The organism is Winogradskyella arenosi (assembly GCF_003337305.1).
Lineage (GTDB): Bacteria > Bacteroidota > Bacteroidia > Flavobacteriales > Flavobacteriaceae > Winogradskyella > Winogradskyella arenosi.
On sequence record NZ_QPJO01000003.1, the window covers coordinates 260,253 to 279,023 of the forward strand.

Genomic DNA, 18,771 nt, shown 5'->3' on the forward strand with positions numbered 1-18,771 from the left:
TTTATTTCTTAAACTTAGCGTATTTGTTTTTAAACTTATCAATACGACCAGCTGTATCAACCAATTTAGATTTACCAGTGTAAAAAGGGTGAGATGTTCTAGAGATCTCTAATTTTACTAATGGATATTCAGTACCATCGATATCGATAGTTTCATTTGTATCTGCTGTAGACTTGGTTAAATACACCTCTTCATTAGACATGTCTTTAAACGCTACAACTCTATAATTCTCTGGGTGTATTCCTGCTTTCATTACTAAATGCTTTAAATAAATTCGATTTTTTCGAGGTGCAAATTTAAATATTTTTTACAAACCTACAATCTTTTTCTTAATTTTTATTTTACAAATGTATGTAACATTTATGTAACTTTGACTACTAACAAGTCCATTAACTAAATTAATATCATTTCTTATGGATAAAACTATGAAATCTTCTGCTATGAATTTGGGGCTATATCTAGCACTCATCATCTCTTCTTTTACAATTATAGGTTATGCGATCTACCTCGATTTATTTACACAGTGGTGGTTTGGTATCGGACAAATGTTCTTGGTTATTATCTTCGGAATTATTTCAGCAGTAAAAGCACGTAAGATTAACGGCGGTTTTTTAAGCTTTAAAGAAGCATTTTCAGCATTTTTCATTACCATAGCTATTGGCATATTAGTTCCTGCCCTTATAGGTTTTGTTATCTTTAATATTGTAGATCCTGAAGCTGCAGTGATTCTTCAAGAAAAAATTATCAACTCTCAAGTTGCAATGATGTCTAATTTTGGAGCGCCACAAGACGCCATTGATCAAGCGAGAGCACAATTGGAAGCTGAGGACAGTTTCTTCTCTTTAGGGAATACCATTAAAACAAATGCTTACCAATTAATTGGTTTCTCTGTGATAGGATTAATTGTTGCTGCCGCTACAAAACGAAAAGATCCTGACGCAGCTTAATTAATTTCTTTATTTTTGAAATTTAGAAATTAGACCCAATCTCTATGGATATATCAGTAGTTATACCACTACTAAATGAGGAAGAATCCTTAAAAGAATTACACAATTGGATTGTATCAGTGATGCAATCCAATCAGTTTTCTTACGAAATACTATTTATAGATGATGGTAGTACGGATCAATCTTGGCCGATAATCACGGAATTAAGTCAAGTAAACCCTAATGTAAAAGGAATTAAGTTTCTTAAAAACTTTGGCAAATCTCAGGCTTTACATGCCGGTTTTGCAAAAGCTGAAGGGGATGTTGTCATTACCATGGATGCCGATTTACAAGATAATCCTGAAGAAATTCCGGAACTCTTCAAAATGATTAAGCAAGAGGGCCTTGATTTGGTCTCGGGCTGGAAAAAGAAACGCTACGATTCCGTTATTTCTAAAAATCTACCGTCTAAACTATTTAATTGGGCGGCCCGAAAAACTTCAGGCGTACAACTCAATGATTTTAACTGTGGCTTAAAAGCCTACAATAACACCGTTGTAAAACATATTGATGTTTATGGCGAAATGCACCGCTATATTCCGGTTTTAGCTAAAAATGCCGGTTTTATTAATATTGGTGAAAAAGTGGTGTTGCACCAAGCCCGAAAATATGGGAAAACTAAATTTGGAATGAACCGTTTTATCAATGGTTTTCTAGATTTAATAACCATTTGGTTTATTTCTCACTTCGGAAAAAGACCTATGCACCTTTTTGGGGCCCTTGGGGTGATTATGACTATTATTGGCTTTGGCTTTGCGTTCTATCTTGGAATTGACAAATTGTTCTTAAACCCTTCAGGCCGATTAATTACCCAGCGTCCACAGTTTTATATTGCGCTTTCAACTATGATTATTGGTTCGCAATTTTTTATTGCCGGTTTCTTAGGAGAACTTGTGCTACGTACTAATCGTCCTAATCAACGTCGCTACTTCATTAAAGAGGAATTAAATTTATCTGAAGCGGTATAATTATAAGGTAATTACTTACTAAAAAATTGTTATATTGTTTATTTTTGTTACTCAATCAATTTCATTTTCAACTAATCTCATTTTTCCATGACAACGATAAAACCAGAAATATTAGAGCGTGTTAACGCGTGGTTAACACCAACTTTTGATGACACTTCTCAAACTCAAATCAAAGACCTTATGGCGACAAATCCTAAGGAGCTAGAAGAAAGTTTTTATAAAGATTTAGAATTCGGAACTGGTGGAATGCGTGGCGTTATGGGACTTGGTACCAACCGTATTAATAAGTACACCTTAGGAAAAAACACACAAGGTTTAAGCAATTACTTAAAGGCCTCTTTTCCTGGAGAAGATTTAAAAGTGGCTATTGCTTATGATTGTAGACACAACAGCCAAACTTTTGGAAAATTAGTAGCAGATGTCTTTTCTGCCAACGGTATAAAAGTCTTTTTATTTGAAGAATTAAGACCTACACCAGAATTATCATTTGCTTTAAAGCATTTAAATTGTCATTGCGGAATTGTTTTAACAGCCTCTCACAACCCACCAGAATACAATGGGTATAAAGTGTACTGGCAAGATGGTGGCCAATTGGTACCACCACATGATGCTGGCGTTATTGCTGACATCAATAAATTAGATTATTCTGAAATTAAGTTTGAAGCTAATGACAGTTTAATTCAGTATATCGGTAAAGATGTTGATGATGTATTTATCAACGCCTCTATTGAAAACGGAAGTTTTGACACCCCTAAAGACGCTAAGGAAAATTTAAATATTGTTTTTACGTCTTTACATGGAACTTCTATTACGGCTATTCCAGAAACTTTAAAACGTGCAGGTTATACCAACGTTAATATTGTTGAAGAACAACGCGAGCCTAATGGCGATTTCCCAACCGTGGTATCTCCTAACCCTGAAGAACCAGAAGCTTTAAAAATGGCTATGGAATTGGCAGAGAAAGTAGAAGGTGATATCGTTATTGGTACCGATCCTGATTGTGACCGTTTAGGTGTTGTGGTACGTAATTTAGAAAATGAATTGGTGATCCTTAACGGTAACCAAACCATGATTTTAATGACCAATTTCTTATTAAAACAATGGAAAAATTCAGGAAAAATAAATAACAACCAGTTTGTAGGGTCTACCATTGTGTCTACACCAATGATGTCTGTATTAGCCAATGCTTATGACGTAGAATGTAAAATAGGCCTTACCGGATTTAAATGGATTGCTAAAATGATTAAAGACTTCCCTACCATGGATTTTATTGGTGGTGGAGAAGAAAGTTTTGGTTTTATGGTTGGTGATTTTGTTCGCGATAAAGATGCTGTAACCTCTACCCTATTAGCTTGTGAAATTGCAGCCCAAGCTAAGGCGGAAGGTAAAACCATGTACCAAAGCTTAATTGACTTATATGTTGAACATGGTTTCTTTAAAGAGCGTTTAATTTCTCTAACTAAAAAAGGAATTGAAGGAGCGCAAGAAATTAAACAAATGATGGTCGATGCCAGAGCTAATCCTCTAAAGGAAATCAATGGAGAAAAAGTTGTTTTAATTGAAGACTATCAATTAGCGATCTCTAAAAACCTTCAAACCAATGAAGAAACAGCTATAGACATTCCAAAATCTAATGTTTTAATTTATTACACTGAAGCGGGTAGTAAAATAGCCTTAAGACCTAGTGGTACAGAACCAAAAATAAAATTCTACATCAGTGTTAATACCGACCTTGACAATTCGGCAGACTTTGAAAAAGCGGAGCAATTGTTGGATGACAGAATCGAAGCTATCCTCAAGGATATGAAATTATAATTAATGGACTACATAAAGAAGTTAACACGGTTTATAACCCCGTACAAGAAATATGCTTATCTAAACATATTCTTTAATATTTTATATGCCCTTTTTGGGACCTTATCATTTGTTTCTCTAATGCCAATGCTAAAGGTTTTGCTAAAAACAGCAGAGCCAATTGCAAGCAAACCAATTCCTGCTAATTATGAAGGCATTTTAGAATATGGAGATTATTTAGAGGACTCATTAAATTTCTTTATTACTCAAAAAATTGAAACAGACGGGCAATACAACGTTTTAATTCTAATGATTTGTGTTGTCCTAGCGACGTTTTTACTTAAAAATGCGGCAGGATATTTTTCTAATTTCTTCTTAGCTTACTTGAGAAACGGAATTTTAAAAGACATAAGAAATGAACTCTACAATAAAACCGTAACCCTTCCGATCTCCTATTTTTCAGAAAAAAGAAAAGGAGATATTATAGCGAGGATTTCAGGTGATGTTAATGAAATTCAAAATTCATTATTAGCAATTTTAGAACTGCTTGTAAGAGAACCTTTGACCATTATATTCACCATTATTGTAATGTTCACCATCAGTCTAAAACTTACCATTTTCGTCTTTATATTTATTCCAATTTCAGGAATTATAATCTCTAGAGTTGGAAAAAGTTTAAAGAAACGTTCTAAACGTGTACAAGAAGAAAATGGTGCCTTTCTGTCCGTATTAGATGAAACATTAAACGGGTTAAAAGTTATTAAAGGATTTAATGCTGAAAGTAGATTTAATGCAACTTTTCAGAGATCAACCTCAAGACTGTACAAATTTGCTAACGAATTAGCCCACAGACAGAATTTAGCCTCACCAACCTCTGAGTTTTTAGGTATTGTTGTTATCGCTGTAATCCTATTATATGGAGGTCAAATGGTGTTGGTTGATAAAACCTTAACGCCAGATCAGTTTATTACGTACATGGCATTAGCCTACAACATACTAACACCAGCAAAAGCGATTAGTAAGGCGTCTTATAAAGTAAAATCTGGTAATGCTTCCGCAGATCGTGTTTTAGAGATTTTAAATACAGAATCTATAGTACAAGATCCTAGTGATGCCAAAGTAAAAACAGTGTTCGAGTCAGAACTTAAACTAAATCAAATTTCTTTTAAATATGAAGATGATTTGGTCCTTAAGAATTTCTCTCTTAGCGTACCTAAAGGTAAAAGCATAGCCTTAGTTGGGCAGTCGGGAAGCGGAAAAAGTACGATTGCTAATTTAGTCACACGGTTTTATGATGTTAACGAAGGTACCATTACCATTGATGGCGATGATATTAAACAGATTACGAAGCATTCCCTGCGGGACTTAATGGGCTTGGTAACTCAAGATTCAATCTTATTTAATGACACGGTTGCCCATAACTTAAAAATAGGTAAAGCTGATGCTACAGACGAAGAAATCATCGATGCTTTAAAGATTGCCAATGCTTGGGAATTTGTAAAAGACTTACCGAATGGTATCAACACCAATATTGGAGATTCTGGTGGAAAATTATCTGGTGGTCAAAAACAACGTTTAAGTATTGCGAGAGCGGTTCTTAAAAATCCACCAATTATGATCTTAGATGAAGCCACCTCAGCTTTAGATACAGAGAGTGAAAAACTGGTTCAGGATGCGCTAGAAAAAATGATGAAAAATAGAACTTCTATTGTGATTGCACACCGTCTTTCTACCATTCAAAATGCCGATGAGATCGTCGTTATGAACAAAGGTGAAATTGCTGAACAAGGTACACATGCTGAATTAATTGCTCAGAATGGGGTATATCGCAAACTCGTAGACATGCAGAGCTTTGAGTAATCTTGAAACTTTATTAAATAGAAAAAGGATGTGTCTTACGATACATCCTTTTTTTGTTATCAAACTTGGGGCAATGATAACGCTTATTAGGTTAAGCTCAGACAAACATATAACAAATTCTCCTAGCCACCAAATAAAATATGTATTTTATCGATTTTATTTACACTTTAACGAGCTAAAATACCACAAACACCTGATTATCAACAGAAATAAAAGCAAGGAAAAATATTAACGATAAGGCATTAAACTTTTATTACATTCACAAGTCTAAATAGTAAAGCTTTTATACTTGGTTAACGAATCGGAATTTATTGCGCGCTTACAAGACCCTAAGTCTAAAGAAAATGCCTTTAGAGAATTATTACAACTCTATAAGGAGCGCTTGTATTGGCATATACGAAAAATAGTACTGAATCATGCCGATGCCGATGATGTGCTTCAAAACACTTTTATAAAAATTTATAGAAGTATCGATAAGTTTAAAGGTGAAAGTAAACTCTTTTCATGGATGTATAGAATTGCAACGAATGAATCGATTACTCTAATTAACAAGAACGCAAAGCGCTCACAGATTACTAATGAAGAGTACCAAGACCGGGCCATTAATAATCTAACCGCTGATGTCTATTTTGAAGGAGATGCCATTCAACTTCAATTACAAAAAGCCATTGCGACGTTACCAGAAAAGCAACAACTTGTTTTTAATATGCGTTATTTTGACGAGTTAAAATATAAGGATATTGCTGAAATTTTAGAGACTAGCGAAGGCGCTTTAAAAGCCTCATACCATATCGCAGCAAAAAAAATTGAAGCCTTTTTAACTGCCGATTAAACTATTCTTCCAATTTGAAGTCTAACAGTTATCTAAGCTTTTCTAGGACAGTAAAAATATCTACTGAAAACAGTATAGCCTAAAAAAAAATGAAAAACGAAAACTTACATAAAATCAAATCTACAGGATTAAAAACGCCAGATCATTATTTTGAGTCGTTTGAAACTGATTTTTTTGAACGTCTAAATAAGACCTCAACTTTAGAGGCAATAGAACAACCTGGTTTTAGCGTTCCAGATTCTTATTTTAGCGATGTAGAAGTACAGATTTTAAATCAGGTTGAAGACCCAAAACCTACCCCAGTTATTCCGTTAAAACCCAAACGCTCGTTTTATTATATGGCAGGGATTGCAGCCAGTTTTGTATTATTTTTCAGCTTAATTTTTAACACGAAAAACACGGTATCTTTTGATACTATAGACACCGCAATAATTGAAGGGTATTTATACCAAGAAGAATACACTAATGAAGATTTTACTTCTTTATTTTTGTCCGACGATATCTCGGAGACCGATTTTATAGACCTTTCCATCTCAGATGAGACCTTAGATCAATATTTTGAGCAAATAGACACTGAAGATTTAATTTTTGAATAATAGCCTATGAACGTTTCAAAGACCCACCACAAACAGATTAACCGCACCAAAATTGCCATGACGCTATTTTTAGGGCTGTTGTTCTCCGTAAGCGTATTTGCACAACGCATGGACCGCGAAAAAATAAAAGCCTTAAAAATCGCCCATATTACGGAGCAGCTAGACTTAACTAAAACAGAAGCTCAGAAATTTTGGCCCGTATATAACGCTAATGAAAGTGCTAAAGATAATCTTAGAGATGCCTCTAAAAACCGACGTAAAGAAAAAAAGCTAGAGTCGCTTTCTGAAGCTGAAGCCAAAACCCTATTGTTAGATATCGAAGAGATAGAACAACAGAAAATGACATTGCAGTCTAAGTACTTAAACGACTTACTGCAGATTCTTCCGGCTAAGAAAATAATTAAACTGTATCATGCAGAACATTCTTTCCGACAAAAAATGTTTGAAGAATACAAAAAACGACATGCTAACGATAAATAAGCGTTAGATCACATAAAGAAAGGAAGCCTTATAAGCTTCCTTTTTTTTATAACTGAAATAGCAATTTACTAATCCGACCATTACCTGCGGCATAGGCAACAGAATCATTTAAAAACCGAATCGTATAAAAACCTTCGTCACTTAAATGGGTCCAGGTTTCCCCAGCATCACTACTATAATCCACACCTTTAAACCCTACAGCAACAAGTTTTTGTCCATTGCTATGCGGCACGTACTGTATACAACTTCGATACCCTGGCCCAGATTGGTTTGAAACCACTTCCCAAGTTATACCACCATCCGTCGTTCTTATTTTATTGGCCGTATTGGCATCTGCTTCGGTATAGTCGCCACCAATGGCAAATCCCGTGTAACGGTCGTAAAAATCAATAGAGTAAATCCCTGTTGTTGCCTCACCTTGCACGATAGGCGTTTCAAAAACACGCCAATGAATCCCTTTGTCTGGGGAGTATAAGACTCTACTTACCTTTCCTCCTGTAGCCACCCAAGTGTGATCGCCTACAATGGCAATGTTAGTATCGCTAGCCGCAAAAGCCGCTTCACCTTCTATTATAGGAGGTAAATTATCGCAACTTAATTTAGACCAAGTTTCACCACCATCACGTGTAATAAGAATACTCATACACCCTTCCGTAGGATCGCCAATAACAATTCCTTCTTGATCATTCCAAAAATCCATAGCGTCATAAAATACATCAGGATGATGTTCAGAATACACAATAGTATTCTTTTCTTTATCTGCATTAAGTTGATAGAGTAAGGCTGGATTCCCAATGGTAATTCCGTAGCCCTTGTCTTTATTCACTGCCAAGGCTCTGAAGTTTAATTGAAGGGAGTCTGTAGACAGATTGACCTTGTTATTAGTAAACGATGGAGCATTGAACGTATCTACAGTTTGCAGTACTTTATTTTGAAATAGCATTCCCAACTCCCCTCTAGAGGTTAAATATATAGGACCAACAGAATCTAAGATTTCTAGCGCTCTTACATTTAAGGTGCTATCTTCCACCATATGAACCATGGTTAACAGAGGCGTGTTTTTGGTACTTTGAAAGCCATTCGTTTTACAGGCCCCAAATAGCAAAAGCAGCAAGCCTAAACTTAATAATCGCATAAGATTTCTTTTTTTTATAAAAATAGAAAACCTTCAGGACTTAAGGGTTAAACACCGAAAATAAAGCTGTATTTCTACAAGCGGTCTCCTAATGCGAAGCCTCTTCGTCCTTTAAAGCTTTAGCATCAATAATTAATTGTTGCATAGATGCTCTGTTTAAACCGTTGTATATCCCTCTTATATGTTTATTCTTATCAATTAATAAGAAATTCTCGGTATGTAAAAAATCTTCAAGAGTCTTTGGAGTCCCTAAATCATTTTCAACAAAATATTGGGTTCGGCCCAAGTCGTAGATTTCTGTTCGCTCACCTGTAACCAAATGCCATTTATGCGGAATCACCCCATGCTTATCGGCGTATTGTTTTAAAACAGGTACGGAATCTTGCGTCGGCGTCACGGAATGTGATAAAAACAAAATATCATCATCGTCTTTAAACGTTTCTTGTAATTGAAACATATGTCCTGTCATTTGCGGACAGATTCCGGGGCAACTCGTAAAAAAGAAATCGGTGATATAAATCTTATCCTTAAAAGTATCTTGAGTTACGGTTTCCCCAAGCTGGTTCGTTAGTTTAAAATCTTTAATCTTATGAAAAGCTTGCTCTTCTTCACTACCTGGCACCAACCACTGGGGTGTAAACGATTCTTCATTATAATAGGGCAAGTAGGCTACACGACTATCGGTTTCAACAGCATTAACCGTTTTGGTCTTCGCTTCATTGCAACTCAATAATAGCACCCCAAATACAAGTACACCTAAAATACCCTTATTTCTTCTTAACAACTTTTTCATTTTCTAATTTATAACAAGCGTTCGCACGCATCAGTCCAAAAACTCTATCGTTTTTAACTTCATAATTCACATATAATTTCCCATTGGGTAGCCAGGCCTTTTGTAACCCTTTTTCCTTCCCGCCTTCTAACCAGCGTAATTTTGAAAGTTCACCATTAGAATAAAACTGTTTCTCTTGGCCTTCTTTTTTTCCAGCTTTATAAGTGACCTCTAAAGCCACAAGGCCATTTTCCCAATAACTTGTATAAAGCCCTTCTAATTTATTCTGATGATAATAAGCCTTACTACGCAACACCCCGTTATCGGACCACGTTTTGGCAACACCTTGGCGTTTCCCTTGATAGAATCCTAATTTCTCAATATGCTGCCCTTGCGCATTTTCTTTAACCGCATACCCATTATAAGGCTTATCGTTATAAGACCAGACGCCGTTTAATGGATTTAAGACTAAATCTGACTTTTTAACGAGGGTATCGCTAATAAGCAACTCAAAGTCTTTAGCTTTAGGAGCGTTTTGAGCAACAGAATTGCTCGCCCGCTCCTGACAGCTATAATAAGAAAGTAATACGCTAAGCGCTAAAATTAGAAGTCTCATAAATTAATACCCTTGAAATGGTCCTGCAAAAGCTAAATAAGAACCTGTTGTAGAATACACTTCATTGATAATATGATAATGATATTCTTCCTCTCCATTAGTATATTGGGTTGCAGAAGTATGCCCTCCTGAAACATCTAAATCCGTTGGATACGTTCCGGTAGAAGCACATTGTCTTCCATAGAGAAATACACCATCTAATAAAATACCAACCAAAGCATCGTCATCATCACTGAACGCTTTAGGCTCTAAATGGTAATGATAAACCCCGGGACCAATATGGCCTCCTGTCCAATCTAAAGACCCCGCAGCTTCGTCTAATTGTCCTGCTCCCTCTTGATCATTAAATATGGAAGCCCCACTTACCGCAATGCCGATAGTATCAAAATTTGTAGCAACAGAACTTCCAGTAAGATCTGGCGTTGCATCTACCATTATGGTTACCGCATTATTGTTGCTAGACATAATACTAGGGGTAAGATCTACTGTAGGCTCATCTCTATATAACTCATGGCCTTCTCCCCAATACACGGTTTCGTGATCTGGTAAACCCGAAGTTTCAATAACAACTTGTGATCCTTCTAAATAGATTGTTGTGGCGTCCGAATTAAACGCGGCAAAAGCAGCGTGAAGTTCTGTAACGACCTCATCGTCGGTATCCGATACACCTGATGTTGAATCGTCTGTGCTGTCATCTTCCGAACAAGCGGTATTCAGTGTAAACATTAATACAGTTAAGCCTAATAATTTTAATACATCTTTCATTTCCATATGATTATTTTAGTTAATATTTGTTTGTCTTTAGAGCAGTATAAAAGTGCTCTTATCTTTTTAGTGCTTTCGTTTTTGTGAATCTTCTTTTTGGTAATAGGCTTTTAATTCTTCTTCATCTAACTGAGCATCTCCGTTACGATCAATGGTCTTAAAATTAGCCATCAAGTCGCGTTGATCCTTAGCATTAACCTCTAATTCATTTAGCATCCCATCGCCATCATGATCAATGGCTTCAAGTAGTTTTTCTACCGTTACAGATTTTAAAACCGTTCCATTAAGCGAGGCCTCTAGTTCTTCAAGAGAAACAAAACCGTCACCATCAATATCAATTTCTTCAAAATCCTCAGCAATTTTTCCTCTTCGGTCGTTTGCAGCTTCACGGGCTTCTATTTTACCATCGTTATTGGTATCTAACAGCTCCAAAATTTCTGACGCTTCAGGTTGTTCTCCATTTGGCGGCCCTCCACCTTGACGCCCATCTCTACCGCCTTGCGAAAAAACAAATAGACTACTAGCGAAAGCAAGGAGTACTAAAAATGACTTCATATTCATCCGTGTTATTTATTTTGATTTAAAGTTTAGATGCTATACGATTTATAAACTTGCGGTGTCCCCGTATTTTTTTTAGCTGACATTCAAAAAAAATAATAAAGACTTCGTATTGGTGTACGAAGTCTTATTAAAACAATTTATAAACTTAAACTACAATTTGGTGGAACACCACCTCATCATTAGATTAATCCTATAGCTTTAGATGCCATAACGAGATTAAACTTGCGGCACTTTACTATTTTTTTTTGCAGCTTACTCATTTTCTAATTCTTTAGTAAGCTTATAAGCGATCATTTGAGTTTTATCGCGCAGTGTTTTGGCGTTTTCTAATTGGATTTCCGTTTGCAATACCCGATCTACCAAACAGTTTTGATACGATCTACTTAACAGTAAATTATTATAATTGGAGGCCAAGGTAAACTCTTTGTGCTCCTGACATGGAAACTCACGCTGCGTTAAAATATCAATAAGGGAAATGTATTTTTCTATGGTGGGCTGCAAGCGATTAACTATAATGTTTTCAATTTTAGTTTCTTGATTCTGAAAATTATCTAATTCATTAGGGTAAGCGGCAATTAGATCTTTTAAAAATACACTTTCTATAAACTCAAATTTATTGGTAGTGTTTACAGAATTTATAGCACCACTGTGTAATTGCGTAGGTTTATAAGCCACATCAATAATGGCTTTTTTTTCGTCCTCAGACAATAGCTTCGGCGTCTCTTCTAAAATTAAATCAATAGTACTTTCTAGGTTTTGCACATTTTGAGTATAACTAGCAATGGCATAATCTAAAAGGTCTAAATTGGCGTTTAACTCTTCATTTAAAGATTGGTAAATTTTAATTTCAACAATTTTATTTTTTCGCAACTCATTAAGCGTATTAATTTTCCAGGCAATTAAAACCCCTAGTACAATTAAAATAATCTCTCCAAGAGCGTAAATTAAATAGTTTTTAATCTTACCTGACACCAATAATTTTTTTCTAATTTTTCTAAATATTCGCATAAGAGGTTTGGGTATTTTTAGTTGTTTTTTAGATGAATAAAAAAGCTTCGCAATTTCTTACGAAGCCTTTTCTCAAAACAATCAATCAAACTATCTATTATAAAACCTTGATGCTGCACATGAATATACAGGACCCAATTTTACAATCTTTTTATACCTTTTTAAACGCTTCACACTGAGATTGTATGCTACAGCTTTAGGTACTTATCGTTTTTTTCGTTCTGGTTTTGGTGCGTTTTTAAACTCCTCTTCACTTATAAATCCGTCTTCATCTGTGTCAATTTTAGAAAATTGATCTTTTAAAGGCCCTTTAATTTCAGATTCTGCTAGTTTCCCATCCTCATTCGCATCCATTTCTTCTAATAGTTGTGCAAATGTTGGTGGCGCTTTACGCTCTTGTCGATCTTGAGATTGTGCAAATCCGATACTTGAACTGATCATTAAACCAAATGCTAATACTGCTGTTGTCATTGTGTTACTTTTCATGTCTTTTTATTTTAAGATTATATACTTTTAGATGTGCTTATCACTTTAAACTTGTGCGTTTTCGTGTTAAAAAAAACACAAATAAAAAATGATGATAATAGGGTTTATTGCTAAATAAAATAATGCTGTATACCTTCAAGAAAAAGCTTCGTAAAGATTTACGAAGCTTTCACTAAACTATTACTATTAAAAACTAAAACTTCTTTTTTTACTGATTACTTAAGTACGTGCTTACGGCACTATTACGTGATACCACATGGGCATTTAAAGTACTTACTGCCGACTGAAAATCGGAGCTTCCATTTAAAAATGTATAACCATCCAATTCTGAAGTTGCATAAGGCTCAATTAAAGCCGAGTACGACGCGTATTGTGCCTGAATTTCACTCACGCTAAAGGCACCATCAACAACCTCTTGCACATAAGTATTGTATTGCGCTCTATACACATCATCGGCGTATAAATACCCAATCAATGGCCATTCACTACTGTTTAGTCCTGAGAAATCTAAAGGTAAAGCGCCTTGCATATTTCCGGTTTGTAAGGCTTCATTATTATCCCAAGGAATCCAAGTTAATTTATCAGTATCGGCATCATTATAGAGGAAATAGTTATGGGTCATTCTTCCGTAGGTATCCCAATTTTGAATCACCGTATTGGTGGCTAAATATTTTAAAAACACATCGGTATCTAAAACCGCATCGAGATTGGTTCTCCAGGTTGCAGCATCTGAAGTTCTACTAGCATCATTAAGTATCGTATAAAGACTTTCAACATCAGAGAAATCAGCCTCATCTTCATTGGTTTTCTTCACCAATTCATCTTCATCATAAGAACCATAAGCAAAACTTGCTGCGTCCCCATCTGGCTTATATAAATTACCGTCATTATCTGAGAATTGGGTATCTATAACCGTATCGTCTACTTCTTCAACTAGAGTATAGAGTCCGAAATAAATAGGCCCATCACCATGATCTATATACACCGTATAGAAGGCTGTATGAGATCCTACCAAACCTGCATTTCTAAAAACATCACCTGCAACTTTTTCTCTCAGCATCGATTTATCGTTATAATTATTTTTTAGACTTAACTTTTTAAATCCGTAAAAACGTTGGTTATCAATCTGTGGATAATCATCTTCAAATTCATCAAAATCGAGTTTTAGTGACAGCTTAAGAATACCATTAGCCCAAGAAGAGGCCAAGCTAGAATTTCCTTTAAAGCGCACTCCTACTCTATACCATTCTATGCCATTATAAAAAACTTCAGCAGGCACAAAAATAGGATCTTCATCATCATCTGAGAACGATCCGTTACCATTTCCAAAGGCACCGTATAAATCCGTCATATCGTCTAACATGCTTTCCCATCTAGATTCAGTGATTACAATATCTATTCGTTTTACGACATCGTCTTCAAAGACTTCTTCAAAATTAGGGTCAGCATCTTTACTGTGTGTTTCGGTAGTCCAATCTGTAGCTTCAAAATCACTATCGTCTACCTCTTCAATATCATCATCTGTAGCTGTTGTCGTTGAACTATCATCATCAGTACTACAAGCATTAAAAGTGACTAGAGCGACACTAAATAGTAAGGCGAAGTACAAGCGGTTAAAATTACTTTTTAGGTTTTTCATCTGTTCTAAATTTTAGAGTTTATGTATTATGCGGATAGTCTTATCCTGCTTAAGCTTTTTACAACTTATACACCTTTAGATGTCCTTTTAGTTTTTAACTTGTGTCCTCTTATGTTAAAAAAAAACAAAAAAGACCTTCAATTGCTGAAGGTCTTTTTTTATAGTCTGTAGTTATTAATTTCTTTCGGGTGGTGGCGGTCTATGCCCTTGCCCTTCTCTTGGTGGTGGTCCTTGACCTTGATCGCCTTGACGAAGGGCGTCCATTATAATTCTTTTAAATTTTTCTTTCTGCTTATTATTAGACAATTCTTGAATCATTTTAAAATGATAAAAGATTTCTTTTTCCTTTTCGATCTCTTTTTCACTTATTAATACGGCTAGCGAATCTATGGTAGAGGCCTCAACATGCGCATCAGATAACTTATTATAAAGCTCATCTTTTAGATTTCTAATATCATCAGACAACCGTTTCATTAAGGCATGATGGGCTTCATTTTTAGGATTAAACGCTGCCAATTGTGTGCTAGTAAATCCGAGCTCTTTAACTAAAAACTCTCTATTTTCTTGTGGTGCATTACTGCTCTGCATCCTATTTTTCCCCATATAATTAAACAAGAAAAAACCGTTAACCACAATTAGAAAAATAAGCAATATATAGACGATTATATTTTTCTTCATAATTAGTTAATTATAGACATTTCTAAATTTGTAGATAAACCATAAGACTCTGCAAAACTACTAAGACTCTCATCGTAAGTGGTTTCTTTTAAACTGTTAAATGCCATGATATTTAATATTACAATGGCCACTAATGTTACCAATTGTAATTGAGGCGTAAACCATGACCCCGTAGCCTCCTGAACCTCTTCGGATGCCTGACGAATTTGATGCATTACATTTTCCTTAAAAAAAGGAGACACTTTAACCTCTTCAATAGACGCCATTGCATCAAAGGTGTCTTTAACTTTTTTATTCATTTCATCATTAGTTTTCATAATCATAGCTTTAGATGCATTATTTTAGAAAAACTTGCGCTAATATTCATTTTTATAAAAATTCTCTAAAAGATTTTTTAAATTCTTTTTAGCTCTAAACATTATAGATTCTACAGAAGACAAACTGCGCTTGGTAATATCGGCCACTTCCTGATAACTTTTGCCATCAATTTTATGTAAGGTAAAAACCACTTTCTGACTTTCCGGAAGGTTATTAATGGCCTTAAAGAGCGTTGCACTAAGTTCTTGATTTTCTAATAAGATTCCCGGATGGTTCATTTCCGTAAAATAATTAGTTTTATCAATAGGTACCGCAGTTCCGGTGATGGACTGTAAAAAGGCAAAACGTTTTTTGGTGTTTTTCTTTCTAATAAACTCCAAACATTTATTGGTTGTAATTCTATAAATCCAAGTCGATAATTTAGAGTCGCCTTTAAACTTCCCTATAGAATTGAAGACCTCAACAAACACATCTTGTGCAATATCTTCAGCATCTTCTTTATTAGGCACAAATGAAATACAAGTACTAAACACCTTCTGCTGATAGGCATCCAAAAGGGCACTATACGCCTTTGGGCTCTTAGACTTAAGTTCTTGTATAAATTCTTTGCTTTCCAAAAATATATGATAAATAACAGATTGCTAAATTAATTGAGATCCGATAACTAAAAAATAATTCGGTCATATATTTAGTATTAAAGTAACAGTTTAGAATAAAGTCTTAAACTCTAAAAGTTTTCTCTTACCTTTGCCCGTTATTTAATTAATAATTAGTTCTGTTTATAGAAGTTTTAAAATGTTTAAAATGATAAACAGAAACCCGAATACAAGAATAGAAATGCGACTACACAGAAATTTATGCTTTGCCGTAATTGACGGATTACACCTTATTTTTAATGAAGGTGAATATGCAGATAAAGTCATACAACAATTACTAAAACGCGATAAACGCTGGGGAAGTCGCGACCGAGGATTTGTAGCAGAGACCGTTTACACCATTGTACGTTACCAAAGACTCTACACTGAAATTGCAGATGTAAAAGCGCCTTACGATAGAGACAATCTTTGGAGAATCTTTGCGGTATGGGCCACTTTAAAAGGTATTAAATTACCCGATTGGAAATACTTTACAGACACCCCAACTCGAAAAATTAAAGGCCGTTTTGACGAATTGTCTAAAGTGAGAAAATTTAAAGAGTCAATCCCAGATTGGATTGATGAATTAGGTGTTGCCGAATTAGGAGAAGCAGAATGGTCTAAAGAAATTGCCAAGCAAAACGAACAGGCCGAAGTTATCCTTAGAGTAAATACCTTAAAAACCAACAAAAAAGATCTACAGTTAAAATTAGAATCTGAAGGTATTGAAACGGAATTTTTACCCGATCATGCATCTGCCTTAAAACTGAAAGAACGTGCCAACGTTTTTGTTACAGAAGCTTTTAAAAACGGTTGGTTTGAGGTGCAAGATGCGTCTTCGCAATTAGTTGCCGATTATTTAGAGGTTGAACCAGGTATGAAAGTTGTTGATGTTTGTGCTGGTGCCGGTGGAAAAACCTTACACCTTGCTTCTTTAATGGAGAACAAAGGGCAATTAATAGCCATGGATATTTACGAAAGTAAATTGAAAAAACTCAAAATTAGAGCACGTCGTAATGGCGTTCATAACATTGAGATGAAGGTGATTGATTCTACAAAGCCGATTAAAAAATTACACGGAAAAGCAGACCGTTTATTAATTGACGCGCCTTGTTCTGGTTTAGGAGTGTTACGTCGTAACCCTGATGCCAAATGGAAATTAGAGCCTGAGTTTATAGAAAACATTAGAAACACGCAAGCCGAAGTTTTACAACAGTATTCTAAAATGGTAAAACCTGGAGGAAAAATGGTTTATGCCACTTGTTCTGTGTTACCTTCTGAAAACCAAAAGCAAGTTGATAAATTCTTAAACTCTGAAGCAGGTAAAGACTTCACCTTCGTTAAAGATAAAAAAGTCTTAGCCTACAAATCGGGTTATGATGGATTTTACATGGCTTTACTTCAAAAAAAATAATCCCCTTAAAATTTAAATAATGAAACAAATTTACTTACTACTATTTGTGTTCATTACCACCACGGTATGTGCACAGTTAGTTCCCCCTACAGAGTTAGAATCTTATTATAACACCGTAGATTTTACGGCAACAGGCATTAGTCTTAAAAATGATTTAATTGAAGTTACGGAGAATAAGCACACCAATTACTTAAGTTATAGCGATGTTTGGGAAGCTTCAATGGCTACAGACCTTGACCCAGATAATGCTAATAATGTGCTTTTATTATATGGTTATAACGATACGGATGGCGATGTCACTACAGACCGTACCCGAGGAAAAACTTTAAACGGAGGAAACGTTGGCGATTGGAATAGAGAACACGTTTACCCAAAATCTTTAGGAAATCCAAATTTAGGAACTTCAGGACCAGGATCTGATGCGCAAATGCTAAGACCTAGTGATGTTCAAAGAAATGGCGCCCGTGGTAACTTATTATTTGCAGAAAAAAGTGCCAACCAATTTTTAAACGGTGAATCGGGAAGTACTAATGGAGGTTGGTATCCTGGTGACGAATGGAAAGGCGATTGTGCTCGTATCATCATGTATATGTACATCCGTTATGGCGATCGTTGTTTACCAACAAATGCTGGTATTGGTAGTAGCAACACTACACCTGATGATATGATTGACTTATTCCTTGAGTGGAATGCAGAAGATCCTGTTGTAGAAGGAGGTATTGAAGACCTACGTAACAGCTACCACAGTAACACGAGCAACACTTACGCACAAGGGAATAGAAATCCATTTATAGACAACCCTTATATTGCTACTGCAATTTGGGGCGGACCAGAAGCTCAAAACCGTTGGGACAATCTTTCTATTGAGGACAACGAACAAAACGTTGTAACGATATATCCAAACCCAGTTCGTGGAAATGAGGTTACCATACTTTCTAACCAAGATATTATCGCCGAGGTTTATGATATTTTAGGAAAAAAGGTTAAAGTTCAGAGCATCACAAACAACCAAAAGAAATTAAATATCTCCGGATTATCAAAAGGGGTTTACCTATTAAAATTAAATTCTGAAACCGGAAGTCAGACTAAACGACTGATTAAGCAATAATTACAAAATTTCACCCATTTTATAAAGCGACTCAATGAGTCGCTTTTTTAATGTTTAAAACCTCGTGAATAACTCCCCTATTTTCAATAGCATATTATATACCAAATCACGTTTAAAAAA

Annotated in this window: 21 protein-coding genes; 9 read left to right on the plus strand and 12 right to left on the minus strand. The window is 35.3% G+C overall.

What is annotated here, in order from left to right; all coding sequences use genetic code 11:
* Position 1 precedes the first annotated feature (1 nt).
* On the minus strand, positions 2 to 253 hold the full coding sequence (locus DFQ08_RS10260) for a type B 50S ribosomal protein L31 (RefSeq protein ID WP_114309933.1): 252 nt from the start codon (positions 251 to 253) through the stop codon (positions 2 to 4).
* Positions 254 to 413: 160 nt separating this feature from the next.
* Here DFQ08_RS10260 and DFQ08_RS10265 point away from each other — a divergent pair, with 160 nt between their 5' ends.
* From DFQ08_RS10265 to DFQ08_RS10295, 7 genes are all read left to right on the plus strand, one after another.
* A complete protein-coding gene (locus DFQ08_RS10265; protein WP_114309934.1) occupies positions 414 to 947 on the plus strand; it encodes a DUF4199 domain-containing protein in 534 nt (177 codons plus the stop codon).
* Positions 948 to 991: 44 nt separating this feature from the next.
* On the plus strand, positions 992 to 1,954 hold the full coding sequence (locus DFQ08_RS10270; protein WP_114309935.1) for a glycosyltransferase family 2 protein: 963 nt from the start codon (positions 992 to 994) through the stop codon (positions 1,952 to 1,954).
* Positions 1,955 to 2,041: 87 nt separating this feature from the next.
* Positions 2,042 to 3,769 carry a phospho-sugar mutase gene (locus DFQ08_RS10275; RefSeq protein WP_114309936.1) on the plus strand — a complete coding sequence of 576 codons (1,728 nt, stop codon included), beginning with the start codon at positions 2,042 to 2,044 and terminating at the stop codon, positions 3,767 to 3,769.
* 3 nt (positions 3,770 to 3,772) lie between these two features.
* The gene (locus DFQ08_RS10280; protein WP_114309937.1) at positions 3,773 to 5,608 is read left to right on the plus strand and encodes an ABC transporter ATP-binding protein; all 1,836 of its coding nucleotides are present in this window, start codon (positions 3,773 to 3,775) and stop codon (positions 5,606 to 5,608) included.
* Between the two features lie 289 nt (positions 5,609 to 5,897).
* A complete protein-coding gene (locus DFQ08_RS10285; protein ID WP_114309938.1) occupies positions 5,898 to 6,440 on the plus strand; it encodes an RNA polymerase sigma factor in 543 nt (180 codons plus the stop codon).
* Positions 6,441 to 6,529: 89 nt separating this feature from the next.
* Positions 6,530 to 7,036, plus strand: coding sequence for a hypothetical protein (locus DFQ08_RS10290; RefSeq protein WP_114309939.1), 507 nt, complete (start codon positions 6,530 to 6,532; stop codon positions 7,034 to 7,036).
* Positions 7,037 to 7,042: 6 nt separating this feature from the next.
* Entirely contained in the window at positions 7,043 to 7,516 is a 474-nt protein-coding gene (locus DFQ08_RS10295; protein ID WP_114309940.1) for a hypothetical protein, read from the plus strand.
* A 46-nt stretch (positions 7,517 to 7,562) separates the two neighbouring features.
* Here DFQ08_RS10295 and DFQ08_RS10300 read toward each other — a convergent pair whose 3' ends face one another.
* The 11 genes from DFQ08_RS10300 to DFQ08_RS10350 form a co-directional block, all read right to left on the minus strand.
* Positions 7,563 to 8,651, minus strand: coding sequence for a beta propeller repeat protein (locus tag DFQ08_RS10300; protein WP_114309941.1), 1,089 nt, complete (start codon positions 8,649 to 8,651; stop codon positions 7,563 to 7,565).
* An 88-nt stretch (positions 8,652 to 8,739) separates the two neighbouring features.
* Positions 8,740 to 9,444: an SCO family protein gene (locus tag DFQ08_RS10305; RefSeq protein WP_114309942.1), complete on the minus strand. Its 705-nt coding sequence runs from the start codon at positions 9,442 to 9,444 to the stop codon at positions 8,740 to 8,742.
* The gene (locus DFQ08_RS10310) at positions 9,419 to 10,039 is read right to left on the minus strand and encodes a toxin-antitoxin system YwqK family antitoxin (protein WP_114309943.1); all 621 of its coding nucleotides are present in this window, start codon (positions 10,037 to 10,039) and stop codon (positions 9,419 to 9,421) included. The genes DFQ08_RS10305 and DFQ08_RS10310 overlap by 26 nt, the downstream gene beginning before the upstream one ends.
* 3 nt (positions 10,040 to 10,042) lie before the next feature.
* A complete protein-coding gene (locus tag DFQ08_RS10315) occupies positions 10,043 to 10,804 on the minus strand; it encodes a YHYH protein (RefSeq protein ID WP_114310180.1) in 762 nt (253 codons plus the stop codon).
* Between the two features lie 66 nt (positions 10,805 to 10,870).
* Positions 10,871 to 11,359: an EF-hand domain-containing protein gene (locus DFQ08_RS10320; RefSeq protein WP_181858397.1), complete on the minus strand. Its 489-nt coding sequence runs from the start codon at positions 11,357 to 11,359 to the stop codon at positions 10,871 to 10,873.
* Between the two features lie 258 nt (positions 11,360 to 11,617).
* Positions 11,618 to 12,373: a hypothetical protein gene (locus tag DFQ08_RS10325; RefSeq protein WP_114309945.1), complete on the minus strand. Its 756-nt coding sequence runs from the start codon at positions 12,371 to 12,373 to the stop codon at positions 11,618 to 11,620.
* A gap of 204 nt (positions 12,374 to 12,577) precedes the next feature.
* The gene (locus tag DFQ08_RS10330; RefSeq protein WP_114309946.1) at positions 12,578 to 12,859 is read right to left on the minus strand and encodes an EF-hand domain-containing protein; all 282 of its coding nucleotides are present in this window, start codon (positions 12,857 to 12,859) and stop codon (positions 12,578 to 12,580) included.
* A 208-nt stretch (positions 12,860 to 13,067) separates the two neighbouring features.
* Positions 13,068 to 14,498 carry a CotH kinase family protein gene (locus tag DFQ08_RS10335; protein ID WP_114309947.1) on the minus strand — a complete coding sequence of 477 codons (1,431 nt, stop codon included), beginning with the start codon at positions 14,496 to 14,498 and terminating at the stop codon, positions 13,068 to 13,070.
* A 174-nt stretch (positions 14,499 to 14,672) separates the two neighbouring features.
* Positions 14,673 to 15,176, minus strand: a complete 504-nt coding sequence (locus DFQ08_RS10340; RefSeq protein WP_114309948.1) for a hypothetical protein — start codon at positions 15,174 to 15,176, stop codon at positions 14,673 to 14,675.
* A gap of 2 nt (positions 15,177 to 15,178) precedes the next feature.
* Complete coding sequence (locus tag DFQ08_RS10345) at positions 15,179 to 15,493, minus strand: hypothetical protein (RefSeq protein ID WP_147269469.1); 315 nt, start codon at positions 15,491 to 15,493, stop codon at positions 15,179 to 15,181.
* A 39-nt stretch (positions 15,494 to 15,532) separates the two neighbouring features.
* Entirely contained in the window at positions 15,533 to 16,111 is a 579-nt protein-coding gene (locus tag DFQ08_RS10350; protein ID WP_114309950.1) for an RNA polymerase sigma factor, read from the minus strand.
* Between the two features lie 220 nt (positions 16,112 to 16,331).
* Between DFQ08_RS10350 and DFQ08_RS10355 the strand changes: the two genes are divergently transcribed.
* Positions 16,332 to 17,543 (plus strand): RsmB/NOP family class I SAM-dependent RNA methyltransferase, encoded by a 1,212-nt coding sequence (locus DFQ08_RS10355; protein WP_114310181.1) that lies wholly within the window; start codon positions 16,332 to 16,334, stop codon positions 17,541 to 17,543.
* 19 nt (positions 17,544 to 17,562) lie between these two features.
* Positions 17,563 to 18,651, plus strand: a complete 1,089-nt coding sequence (locus DFQ08_RS10360) for an endonuclease (protein ID WP_114309951.1) — start codon at positions 17,563 to 17,565, stop codon at positions 18,649 to 18,651.
* Positions 18,652 to 18,771: the final 120 nt, after the last annotated feature.